Source organism: Paenibacillus barengoltzii NBRC 101215 (assembly GCF_004000745.1).
Taxonomy (GTDB): Bacteria; Bacillota; Bacilli; order Paenibacillales; family Paenibacillaceae; genus Fontibacillus; species Fontibacillus barengoltzii.
On record NZ_BILV01000012.1, the window covers coordinates 1 to 12,474 of the forward strand.

General features: G+C 52.8%; 10 protein-coding genes. 9 read left to right on the forward strand and 1 reads right to left on the reverse strand.

Translation table 11 applies throughout. From position 1 onward, the window contains the following. The 9 genes from PBA01S_RS05020 to PBA01S_RS05060 form a co-directional block, all read left to right on the forward strand. Positions 1-1,860, forward strand: a 1,860-nt coding sequence (locus PBA01S_RS05020; RefSeq protein WP_174844463.1) for a dynamin family protein, incomplete at its 5' end; no start/stop codon positions are given. A 252-nt stretch (positions 1,861-2,112) separates the two neighbouring features. Then, positions 2,113-3,882, forward strand: coding sequence for an ABC transporter ATP-binding protein (locus PBA01S_RS05025; RefSeq protein ID WP_127575478.1), 1,770 nt, complete (start codon positions 2,113-2,115; stop codon positions 3,880-3,882). Between the two features lie 59 nt (positions 3,883-3,941). Then, entirely contained in the window at positions 3,942-5,735 is a 1,794-nt protein-coding gene (locus tag PBA01S_RS05030) for an ABC transporter ATP-binding protein (RefSeq protein ID WP_127575514.1), read from the forward strand. A 116-nt stretch (positions 5,736-5,851) separates the two neighbouring features. After that, a complete protein-coding gene (locus PBA01S_RS05035; RefSeq protein WP_016311890.1) occupies positions 5,852-6,307 on the forward strand; it encodes a GNAT family N-acetyltransferase in 456 nt (151 codons plus the stop codon). Between the two features lie 295 nt (positions 6,308-6,602). Continuing rightward, positions 6,603-7,817: a branched-chain amino acid ABC transporter substrate-binding protein gene (locus tag PBA01S_RS05040; protein WP_127575479.1), complete on the forward strand. Its 1,215-nt coding sequence runs from the start codon at positions 6,603-6,605 to the stop codon at positions 7,815-7,817. A 38-nt stretch (positions 7,818-7,855) separates the two neighbouring features. Beyond that, on the forward strand, positions 7,856-8,839 hold the full coding sequence (locus tag PBA01S_RS05045; protein WP_028537677.1) for a branched-chain amino acid ABC transporter permease: 984 nt from the start codon (positions 7,856-7,858) through the stop codon (positions 8,837-8,839). 10 nt (positions 8,840-8,849) lie between these two features. Beyond that, complete coding sequence (locus PBA01S_RS05050; protein ID WP_085169172.1) at positions 8,850-10,145, forward strand: branched-chain amino acid ABC transporter permease; 1,296 nt, start codon at positions 8,850-8,852, stop codon at positions 10,143-10,145. After that, positions 10,142-10,948: an ABC transporter ATP-binding protein gene (locus PBA01S_RS05055; RefSeq protein ID WP_127575480.1), complete on the forward strand. Its 807-nt coding sequence runs from the start codon at positions 10,142-10,144 to the stop codon at positions 10,946-10,948. The genes PBA01S_RS05050 and PBA01S_RS05055 overlap by 4 nt, the downstream gene beginning before the upstream one ends. Then, the gene (locus PBA01S_RS05060; RefSeq protein ID WP_085278226.1) at positions 10,945-11,649 is read left to right on the forward strand and encodes an ABC transporter ATP-binding protein; all 705 of its coding nucleotides are present in this window, start codon (positions 10,945-10,947) and stop codon (positions 11,647-11,649) included. The genes PBA01S_RS05055 and PBA01S_RS05060 overlap by 4 nt, the downstream gene beginning before the upstream one ends. Before the next feature lie 148 nt (positions 11,650-11,797). Here the strand turns inward: PBA01S_RS05060 and PBA01S_RS05065 are convergent, their stop codons facing one another. Continuing rightward, positions 11,798-12,388, reverse strand: coding sequence for a C40 family peptidase (locus PBA01S_RS05065; RefSeq protein WP_016311896.1), 591 nt, complete (start codon positions 12,386-12,388; stop codon positions 11,798-11,800). Positions 12,389-12,474 lie beyond the last annotated feature (86 nt).

Here is a 12,474-nt window from a genome sequence, read left to right on the forward strand (position 1 = left end):
GGTGCGGCGGAGCGGCTGGCTCCCCACCCGGCCTTTGGCACCGGGGTGCGGGAGCTGACCCGTCGCGCTGCCGAGCTGCGCGACGGCGTGTTCACCGTGGCGCTGTTTGGGGCGTTCAGCGCCGGCAAATCGTCCTTCGCCAGCGCCTTGCTTGGCGAAGCGGTGTTGCCCGTCTCGCCGCATCCGACCACCGCGGCGATCATCCGCGTGATGGCGCCGGCAGACGATCAGCGCCATAACACGGCCGCCGTCAAATTCAAGAGCGCCGAGGCGATCCGCGAAGATTTGGCCTACTCCTTCCAAGCCCTGGGCTTAGGGGAATGGAAGGAGACGGCTTGGATGGAGGCGGTCCGGCGCTTGAAGCCCGAAGACATTCCGGCGGCCGGCCGGGCGCATTACAGCTTCCTGCAGGCCGCCGCTGCCGGTTGGGCAGAAACCGCCGATCGGCTCGGACAGGTGGAGGTCGTGGAAGCCGAGCAATTCCGCAGCTATGCAGCAGACGAGACGAAAGCCTGCTTCGTGGCGGAAATCGATTTTTATTACCGTTGTCCGTTAACGGAACAAGGCATCGTGCTGGTGGATACCCCGGGGGCCGATTCAATCCACGCTCGCCATACAGGGGTTACGTTCCAATATATGAAGGATTCCGATGCGATCATCTTTGTGACGTATTACAACCACGCGTTCTCGCGCGCCGATAAGCAGCTCCTGAGCCAGTTGGGACGAATGAAGGGCAGCTTCGCTCTCGACAAAATGTTCTTTGTCGTCAATGCCGCCGATCTGGCGTCTTCGGAGGAAGAGTTGACGGCTGTTGTGGAGCATGTAAGGGACGGCCTTCGCAGCGCCGGCATCCAGCAGCCCAACGTATATGCAGTATCCAGTATGCGAGCGATGGCAGCAAGACGGGAGAATACGGCGGACGACCCAGGCTTCTCCCTGTTCCGGCAACGCTTCTCGACGTTCCTGGAGCAGGATCTTGGGAATCTGGCGGTGTCGTCCGCGGTGGAAATGATGAAGCAGATGCAAGAACGGTTGTCCAAATGGACGGAAGCTGCTGGGCAAAGCGCGGAAAATGCGGAGCAACAGCTTGCCGCCTTGCGTGGCCGCCGGGATCTGTTTGAGCAGGCGGTTGCCGAGTTTCTTCAGGTCGATATCGGTCGGGAATGGAGCCAGGAGAACGCCGAGCTGCTGTTCCATGTCGTACAGCGGGTACGCCTGCAGGCGCTGGAGCTGTTTGCGGAATATTTCCACCCCTCTTTACTGCAGGAGCATAACGGTTCGCTGAAACGGAACTTCACCGTCGCTTTGCGCGGGTGGCTGGATCAGGTTTCAGGCGAATTGGAGCGGGAGCTGCTTGCTACCTCGCTTCGCTTGGAGCGCAAAGCGGAGGCGCTGCTACGCCGGGAAGCCGAAGGCTGGTGCCGCCGAAATGAGGCGGCCCTGGATATGCCGCTCAGCTATTCCAGCGCAGAAACGAGCTGGAATACGCCGGCGATTCCGGAAGGCTTGCTGGACAGCGGATCGTTGGCGCCGGAAGTCTATTGGCCGTATTTCAAAAATCCCAAAGCGTTCTTTGAAGGCGGCGGTCGCTTGCAGCTGCGGGCGAAGCTGGAGGAGCCCCTGCTCGCCAAGCTGAAAGCGATCGTTAACGAGATGGAAACCTTCTTCCAGGAGCATTATGAGCGTGAAATCGCGTTGCGGAAGGAGCAAACCGCTGAAATGTTCCGCGGTTTATGGACGGAATGGGAGCAGAGTATTCAAGGTTCCAAAGTCTCTCCGGAGGAGCTGACGCATTGGAAAAGCATCCTTGCTCAAATCGGGCGGGATGTGGAGGAAATGAAAGCTTTTTATGATAAATAGGCGGGTTTCACCCGTGATAGAAGCCTAATATTCGAATTTACCGGATATTAGGCTTTTCTACGCTTTGCCGCGGAAAAATCATGATGTTAAACTGCAAGGGACTAAAGCCCTGAAAGCGCATGCTTTCTGGCTGTGACAGGTTTCGCGGCGTTCAGACGACTCTCCCTGATCCAGCTGCTAAGACGTCCGGAACCGTTTGGTTGTGAAGAGGTATTTGAAGTACAGTTCACAAACGGGTGTAGGAGGAGAGACATGGAGGTTCTTAGGCAACTTCGGGTGTATTACCAGGCTAAGTTGAATTACTTGGTGTTGTCGATTATATGCTTGGCAGCTGCGACTGGGCTGGGGTTAGTTTACCCGATGCTGCTGCGCAAGCTGATCGATGATGTCATTTGGCCGGGGAATTATGGAGAGGTCGTATGGCTTGCCGCGACGGCAGTTTCGGTTGTGGCCGTGAAGGCGTGTCTGCAGTTCTTGCACGGTTTTTTTGGCGGAAGACTGGGGAACTACTTGGCGTATCGGTTACGTAACGCATGTTACGAGAAACTGCAATTTTTATCGTTCCGCTACTATGACACGGCGAAGACCGGGGATTTAATGTCACGGTTGACGGGGGATTTGGAAGCCATTCGCAACTTTGTAGGGTTTGGCTTTGCCCAGCTGTTGAATCTGATCTTGATGGTCACATTTGGATCAGCGGTCATGCTGTCCATTCATTGGCAGCTTACGTTAATCACGATGATTACCATCCCTTTCCTGGCTGGCGTAGCCCTCAAATTTGAGTCTAAAATTCATCCAGCCTTTCAGGAAATGCGTCTGGCGCTCAGTTCCTTAACAACCGCGGTTCAAGAGAACGTGACAGGCGTACGTACCGTCAAATCGTTCGCCCGGGAGCCGCATGAAGTGGAGAAATTCTCGCTTCGCAATGAGCGCTATAAAGATAATCAGATCTTCGCAGCCACGTTGTGGAGCCGATTCTTTCCAGTCATGGAGCTGCTGGCTTCCATCAGCGTTGCGGTGCTGCTCTCGGTCGGCGGGACCTTGGTGATTAAGGGCTCAATGTCGCTCGGCGATCTGGTCGCGTTCTTTAGTTTAATCTGGTTTATTATTGGTCCGATGTGGGGCTTAGGCTTTCATATCAACAACTATACGCAATCTAAAGCGTCCGGGGAACGGGTGCTGGAAATTCTTAATCAACCGATCGATGTGAAGGACAAAGAGCAAGCGGTAGAGCTGGACCCGGATCAGGTTCGCGGCGATGTCCGGTTCGACCGAGTGACGTTTGCTTACGGGAACAAAATGCCGGCGGTCGTAGATATCGACTTCCATGCCCCGCCCGGCTCCGTCATTGGCTTCCTTGGCGGCACCGGCTCCGGCAAATCGACGATCATTCAGTTGCTGATGCGTGCTTACGACGTGAATAAAGGCTGCATTTTACTGGATGGCCAAGACATTCGGGAGCTGAGCGTACGCAGTCTGCGCAGCCAAATTGCGACGGTGTTTCAGGAGACATTCCTGTTCTCGTCATCGATTAAGAACAATATTGCTTACGGCATGACCGACGTCACGATGGAAGAAATCATTCGTGCTGCTCAACTGGCGAAAGCACATGATTTTATTATGGAGCTGCCGGACGGTTACGATACCGTTGTAGGGGAACGGGGACTGGGATTGTCCGGGGGTCAGAAGCAGCGGATCGCCATCGCCCGCGCCTTGCTCAAGAATCCTAAAATCCTGATTTTGGACGATGCCACCAGTGCGGTGGACATGGAGACTGAGCAGGAGATCCAATCCGGGTTCAAAGAAGTGATGCGGGGACGGACCACGTTTATTATCGCCCATCGGATCTCTTCGTTGCGACATGCCGATGAAATCCTGGTCTTAAACGAAGGACGGGTAATCCAACGCGGGAAACATGAGGAACTAATTAAAATCCCAGGTCCATACCAGGATGTATACCGTATCCAATATGCAGACCATTTGGCTGGAGCCCTCGGGCATGAAGGGGAGGGAGAGGCGTGAATACCTATACCGCGACCAGGTCGAAATCGAAGTCCGGCAAGGATGCCGGCCTAGGTAAAATCGAAGAACGGTTTGTGTATCAGGACGATGAGCTGATTGATAAAGCGTTTGACTGGCAGCAATTCCGTCGGCTCTTTGCTTATATGAAGCCATATGCCAAGCAAATGTTGCCTTTGATCATCGCGATGACAGTGCTTGGTACCGTGACAAAGTTGGCTGTACCTTATTTGACCAGTTTGGCCATCGACCGCGCGATCGCCCCGGCGAACGGACAGACCAGCCTATCGTTGCTGTACGGCATCACCGCCTCTGTCCTTGTTCTGTACCTCATTCAATGGGCTTCCGGTGTCTACCGGATTAAGTATACGAATATCATTGGGCAGAGAGTCATCTATGATTTGCGCGCCGACTTGTTTAAACATATTCAGAAGCTCTCATTTAACTTCTTTGACAAACGCCCGGCCGGCTCGGTGCTGGTGCGGGTCACCAATGACGTCAATTCCCTGCAGGATCTGTTTACCAACGGGGTCGTTAACCTGATGATCGATTGTGTGCAGCTGGCCGGGATCGTCGTGATTTTGCTGCTGATCAACTGGAAGCTTGGGCTGGCGGTGATGGTTACCGTCCCGATCATGTTCCTCATTTCCACCAAACTGCGGCAAAGAATCCGGATGGCCTGGCAGGAAGTCCGGATGAAGAACTCGCGGATCAACTCCCATTTGAACGAGTCGATTCAGGGGATTCGCGTCACTCAGGCTTATACGCAAGAACGGGAGAATATGCGCTATTTCGATTCGATGAACCTGAGCAACAAGAAGTCATGGGATAAAGCGTCAGCGATGAACCAGGCGTTTGGCCCCTTGATCGAAATAACCGGGGGCATCGGCACATTTGTCTTGTTTGTACTGGGCGTCTACCTGATTCAGTCGGGAGAACTGACGATTGGTCTGTTGGTGGCGTTCAGCAACTATGTGGGTAACTTCTGGGACCCGATCAACCGCTTGGGGCAAATGTACAACCAGCTGCTGGTGGCGATGGCCTCCTCGGAACGGATCTTCGAGTTTATCGATGAGGAGCCAAATATCGCGGATAAGCCAGGAGCCAAACCGATGCCTGCGATCACGGGCGAGATCCGCTTTAACCACGTCGTCTTTGAATATGAAAAAGGGCGTCCTGCCCTAAAAGGCATCGATCTGGAGGTGAAACCCGGCCAGTCGATTGCCCTTGTTGGCCACACCGGCTCGGGAAAAAGCACGATCATCAACCTGCTCAGCCGGTTCTATGATCCTAGCGGCGGGTCAGTTGTCATCGATGGTCATGACATCCGCGACGTGACGGTTCAAAGCCTCCGCAGTCAAATCGGCGTGGTGCTTCAGGATACGTTTATTTTCTCTGGAACGATTCGGGAGAATATCCGTTTTGGTCGATTGGAGGCTTCGGATGAGGAAGTAGAAGCCGCAGCGAAGGCGGTAAATGCCCACGATTTTATTGTGAAACTGCCAAACGGATACGATACGGAAGTAGAGGAACGGGGGAACGTGCTGTCCATGGGGCAACGCCAGCTGCTGTCGTTTGCCCGGGCGTTGCTGGCCAATCCGCGGATCCTGATCCTCGACGAGGCAACGGCCAGCATCGATACGGAAACGGAGCTGAAGATCCAAGAGGCTTTGAAGGTGCTGCTCAAAGGCAGAACGTCGTTTATCGTAGCTCACCGGCTCTCCACCATCCGAAGTGCTGATAACATCATCGTGCTGGATCATGGTGAGATCAAAGAAATGGGTACCCACAGGGAATTGATGGAACGAAAGGGAATCTATTACGGCTTAGTCCAAGCACAGTTCCGTTATTTGTAACTTTTTATCGAAAAATATTTAGATTTTTAATTAGAACTATTGCAATCTTGCCCGTAAAGCCGGAAAATAGAGTAGGATACTAAAACGGCAAATTTATTAAAGGTGGTTTGGTCCAATTGAGTAGTGAGGCGTTAGCTCCGGCTTTGGTCATTCGCAAGGCTTGTTGCGACGATGTTCCACACATGCTTCCTTTAATGCGTCAACTGCGTTATCCAATGACGGCCAGTGTATTGAAGGAACGTTTAGAGATGTTGGAAGGCCAGCTGTTGCTAGGCAACCTGGTTGCGGAACTTGACGGCGTGGTCGTTGGGACAGCTTTTCTCAAGCAGCTTCAGACACACGACATGAGTAGACCGGTAACCCGGATTACAGCATTGGTTGTTGATGAGAAACACCGCGGCACAGGGATCGGAAGACGGTTGATCGAAGCGGCGGAGATGTGGGCCCGTGAACGGGGCAGCACAGATCTGGTATTATCTACAGCCCGCGAGAACCATCTTGCCGCCAAAGCGTTCTATGAACATTGCGGCTTCAGATGCACCGGCTACCGAATGAATAAGCCGTTGAACTAAGCTTAGAAAATTAAATTAAACAGCGTTGTAAGCGATAGCGCTCCGCCTTTGAAGAAGGGCGGGGCTTTTTTGTGTTCTACGGAGAAGACATCTGTGTAAAATTATTTTACTTTATTGACTGATAATCAAGTTGGAAATTGTAGTTTTACGTAGTCAAGGGAGTAAGGTGATTTCAGATGTCACGATTACTAACATAAATCGCGAACTAGCAAGTGATTTATGTTAGATAATATGACTGATACATAACACGAACGGGGCGAAGCCCTAGAACAAGATTGATCTGAGGAGGATGTGTATGAAGGGGAAAAAAAGAATTGCCTGGCTGGTTAGTGCATGTTTCATCATCGGGTTGCTCTCGGGGTGTAATTCGACCGGCAACGCGGCAAAACCGGCGGCTGGAAATACCAGCGCTTCTGGAGGGGGAGGTACGGTCATCAAGATCGCCTCGCAATCTCCGCTGTCCGGGGGCTCGGCCATTCAAGGGGAATCGATTAAGCTGGGCGGACAGATGGCGCTGGAGGAGCGTCAGGCTGAATTTAAGGACCTGGGATTTGATCTGCAATTCGTTCCTTACGATGACCAAGGCGATTCGAAGAAAGGTGTCGCCAACGCTGAATTGATCGGCGCGGATCAAGCGGTATTGGCGGTGCTTGGACATTTGAACTCCGGAGTATCGATTCCGAGCTCGGTTGTTTATGAGAAATACAATATTCCGATGGTTTCGCCGGCTAGTACGGCAACGGACTTTACAGACCGGAAGCTGAAGATTGCGAACCGGATTGTCGCTCGCGACGACTTCCAGGGACCGGCGGGTGCCGAATATGCCGTGAAGACGGTCGGGGCGAAAAATATTTTCGTTATCCAAGATAAAACTGCTTACGGCCAAGGGTTGGCCGATGCTTTCCGCAGCTCCGCTGAAGAGCTGGGAGCGACGATCGCCGGGTACGAAGGGATCACGGTAGGTGAAAAAGACTTTAACGGTGTTCTGAACCAAGTGCTGAGCAAGAAACCGGACTTTATCTTCTTCGGGGGGATGTATGCCGAGGCTGGATTGATTGTTAAACAGGCTCGTGAGAAGGGCATCACGGTGCCGATCATGGGTGGGGATGCGCTGGATTCCTCGGGGATGGTGGACATCGCTGGCGATAAGTTGACGGAAGTCGCTTACAGCTCGGTATCTACGGACGTTACGAAATCCAACAAGGACTGGGCGGAGAAATACGAAGCGAAGTTTGGCAAATCCGTGGAGAACTACTCCGCTTATGCCTATGATTCGATGAACATTATTTTGAACGCGGTGAAAAAAGCGATTGAGGACAATAGCGGCAAGCTGCCGACCCGTGAGCAAGTCCGCGATGCGGTCCGGGCGACCACTGATTTCGACGGGATTGCTACGAAGGTCAGCTTTGACGACAAAGGCGATAACGAATACGCCAAGGTCTTCATTTATAAATTCGATTCACCAACTTATCCTGGCACGATGGTATCCGAAATCGAACAGCCGAAGTAATTGGACGAACGGCAATAACGCAGAAGGGGTAAGGACAAATGGATATGATCCTGCAAACACTCCCCCAGGTTTTGGTGGACGGATTAACGTTAGGTGCGGTCTACGCGGTAGTGGCCATCGGCTATACGATGGTATACGGCATTCTCGAATTTATTAATTTCGCGCATGGAGAAATCTTTATGACCGGTGCATTTGTCGGCACCGCAGCCTTGTTGACGATGAATTCGGCCGGTTGGCTCGGCGGGTTGCCCGCTGCCGTTACTTATTTTTTGATCCTAGCGATGGCGATGTTGTCAACCGGGTTGCTGGGGATCGGGATCGAACGGGTGGCTTATCGCCCGCTCCGCCGGGCTCCCAAGCTGATCTCATTGATCTCAGCGATCGGGGTGTCCTTTCTATTACAGGATATTGTCCGCTTTATCGCGGATCTCCGTACCGGGAATTTTATCGTTACCGGCATTTCACTTTACGGAGAAAACCTGAAGCTGGGCGCATCCTCTTTATGGAGCGGGTTTGACGATGCCTTTCTGAAGACCAATACCATCATTGTGGTGGCGGTGGCCGTCGTATTGATGGCGGGGCTTGACTTTTTCGTCAACCGCACCAAGTGGGGAACCGCGATGCGGGCGGTTGCCCAGGACCGGGAGACGGCGTCGTTGATGTCCATTAATGTCAACAAGGTCATTGCGCTGACCTTCTTTATCGGATCGGCGCTAGGCGGCGGGACGGGCGTTCTGTTCGCCCAGCAGTATGGTACCATCGATCCCTATATCGGCTTTATCTTGGGGATGAAGGCCTTTACGGCAGCGGTGCTTGGCGGTATCGGCAATATCCGCGGCGCGATGTTTGGCGGATTGTTCATTGGTGTGTTGGAAATGTTCTCGTCCGCGAACCTGTCTGTCATCACAGGCGGTGCGCTGGGCGGGGAGTATAAAGACGTTGTCGCGTTTCTGATCCTGATTGCGGTACTCATTTTCAAGCCGGAAGGGTTATTCGGCAAAGCCGTGAAAGAGAAAGTGTAGGTGATCGGCTATGAACAAACTGAAGCTCTGGCTGGGCCAAAGCCAGCTTGCCCAAGCCTTGTTATTGACACTGTTTGTCTTTGTTACAGCGGCAAGCGTATATTTTTCGAATAAATCGGTCATCGCCTTCCTGCTCTTGCTCGGCTCCTTGCTGCTGCTATACTTAACGACCTTCCGAACCTCGATTAAATGGGCGGTTGGTGCGATGCTGCTGCTGGTAGTTATTCCGTTCGCTACTTCCGGCGGCCCGGCTCATCAATCGTATATGGAGGTGGCGACGCAGTGCGGCATTTACATTGCGATGGCGTTAGGGTTAAACATCGTCGTCGGATTCGCCGGCCTGCTTGACCTTGGATTTGTTGCATTCTTCGCGGTAGGTGCTTATACGTACGCCATTTTTGCCACGCCGCAGGCCAACGAATTCATCTCCGGCCAGTTGTTTCCGCTGCCTGGAGGCGCGTTTTGGATTTTTATCGTGCTTGGCGGCTTTATGGCAGCCCTGTTTGGACTGCTACTTGGTTTGCCGGTACTTCGGGTCAAGGGCGACTACCTGGCGATCGTTACGCTGGGGTTCGGGGAGATTATCCGGATTATCTTTAACAACTTGGATAAACCGGTGAATATTACGAACGGGGCGATGGGGTTGTCCTCAATACAACCGCCGAATTTGTTTGGTCTCTCCTTTACGTTTCCGAACCAGTTCTATTTTATCGTCCTTTTTATATTGGCGATCGTCATTTTCGGTGTGAAACGGCTGGAGCATTCCCGGTTGGGACGGGCGTGGAAAGCGATACGGGAGAACGAGATTGCTGCACAATCGATGGGCATTCCGCTCATCCGCACCAAACTGACGGCTTTTGCGATTGGCGCTTCCTTTTCTGGCATGATGGGCGTGGTGTTTGCTGCGAAGCAGACGTTTATCGATCCGACAAGCTTTACCCTGCTTGAATCGATCACGATTCTGGTGATGGTACTGCTAGGCGGCATGGGCAGCGTGCCTGGTGTTATTCTTGGCGCAGCGTTGGTCACCATTTTGAATTTGCAGGTGCTGACGGAACTCACCAACTGGCTAAACCAGTTGACGCTGCAGGGAGTAATCGAGCTTCCCAGTTCAATCTCGCCTTCCAAGATGCAACGCCTGATCTTTGGTGTAATCCTGTTGCTCGTTGCCATCTTCAGGCCGAACGGCTTGATCGCCGCCAAGAACAAGAAGGTAGATGCCGCGAAGCTTAAGGCGCAGCGTTCCGGCAATACGTTATCCACTTTACCGCCTGCCAATCAACAAAGCGGAGGTGTGAGCCAATGACGACGATTCTGAAGGTAAGCAAGCTGGTGAAGCGCTTTGGCGGACTGACGGCGGTTGGAGGCGTTGACTTCGCGTTTCCCCGCGGTAAAATATCCGCTGTCATCGGTCCGAACGGCGCTGGGAAAACGACTTTTTTCAATATGATCACCGGCATTTATACCCCGGACGAGGGCACAATCGAGTTGGACGGTGCATCTATTGTTGGCGTTAAGCCCCACCAAATCGTCAGTCTAGGTATCGCTCGGACGTTCCAAAATATTCGGTTGTTTGGCAGTATGACCGTGTTGGAAAACGTGATGGTGGGGATGCATACCCATCTGAAGACAGGCATTTTCGGGACATTGCTCTCACTGCCTCGAGCCAGACACGAGGAGGAACAGGTGCATCAGGAGGCGTACCGCTTGCTGGAGTTCGTCGGGCTGCAAGAGCTGTTGAACGAACAGGCGGCGAGTCTGCCATACGGTGCGCAGCGACGGCTCGAAATCGCCCGGGCTCTGGCGGCGAGACCCAAGGTGCTGCTCTTGGACGAACCGGCTGCCGGGATGAACCCGCGCGAGACAACAGAGCTGATCAGCTTGATCCGACGCATCCAGGAGGAAACGGGGATGACGATTATTCTGATCGAGCATGACATGAAGCTGGTGATGGAGTTGTCCGAGCATATCCTGGTGCTTGATTACGGAACGAAAATTGCGGAAGGTGGGCCGGATCATATTCGGTCCCACCCTAAAGTGATTGAAGCATACTTGGGCAAAAGCGCGGTTCAAGGCGGCAATGCCGTTCAAGTCGAGGTGATATCATGAGCTTGCTGGAGTTGAAAGATGTCCACGCCTATTATGGGGCAATTGAAGCGTTAAAAGGTATATCCATAACCGTAGAAGAAGGGGAAATCGTTTCGTTGATCGGCTCCAACGGAGCCGGGAAGTCCACGACGCTCAAAGCGATTTGTGGTCAGGTCAACACAACCGGCACCATTCGCTTTAGCGGCACGGAGATGTCCAACTTGCCTCCGCATCAAGCGGCGTTGGCGGGAATCGCACATGTGCCGGAAGGACGGCGGATCTTCCCGCGTTTGACGGTGAAGGAGAACCTAGAAATGGGCGCTTTTTCCGTGCGAGACAAGAAGGTGATCAAGCAGCGGATGGAGCGGGTGTTCGACCACTTCCCGCGTCTCAGAGAACGGATGACGCAAACGGGCGGGACGATGAGCGGCGGCGAGCAGCAAATGCTGGCCATCGGCCGGGCCATGATGATGCAACCGAAAATATTGCTGTTGGACGAACCGTCGATGGGACTTGCTCCGATTATCGTCGAGCAAATTTTTGAGATGATCCAGCAGTTGAACCGCGAGGGGATGACGGTGCTGCTCGTCGAGCAAAACGCTTTTCAAGCGCTGCAAATTGCGCACCGCGGTTATGTGATGCAAACCGGAGAAATCATGATGGAGGACGAAGCGGGGGTATTGCTCGCCAACGAGCAGGTGAAGGAAGCTTATTTGGCTTAAGCCTGCGGCAGGATGATCCTATCGTTGTCCGGACACTTTTGCACGATTATCCCATTGAATCCTATTAACAAACGACAAATGAACTTCCGTATTCAAATTAACCACGTAGCAGGGACTACGTGGTTTTTGTTTACTTAATCAGCGCTACTTAATTTGCCGCATAATACCGGCTCTGCTCGTATGCGGCTGCCGTGCGGCGGGAATAACAGTATTGCTCTCGGTAGGATTCGAGGCGTCCGCGGAACTCGAGTTGGAGATGCGGACAGCGGCATAGATCGGATGGGGTTGTTAATCCCGCGGATTTCTCCAGAAGGTTAACGCCGGCTTCTTGGAAGACCCGGCTGACGAACTGAGAACAGAAGTAAGAGTTTTCTCCGCCAAGCTCCATATTTAAAATGATCCCTAAGAGTCCCAAGAAATTATAGGTGTAAAGCTCGTCGTTATCCTCAAAGGTTTTCACGAAGTTGCGCATGCGCATGTAATTCTCCGCGCTAACCTTGCAGCTGTATACAGCGCAGGTTGCTTTCTCGAATACCCCGGAATGAATGTCCTCTCTGACGAAACCGCCAAAGATCGGAATGAGGGGGTGTTTCCGACCGAAGCTATAGACCTCTCGCAGTTCGGGATCAAACGCGATCGAGGCATGATTGTAGGGTGCTCTCGTATAGAGGCCGATCATTTTGGCCACCAGGGTTGTTGGATTGCTTAGCAGAACATAGATTTTCTTCTCATTGTTCATCATTTCGACCACCATTTACTGTTGATGATAGTTCCATTGGATATTAACATGGTACTAGGATTATGGGAATCCCAAAACGGACCGAA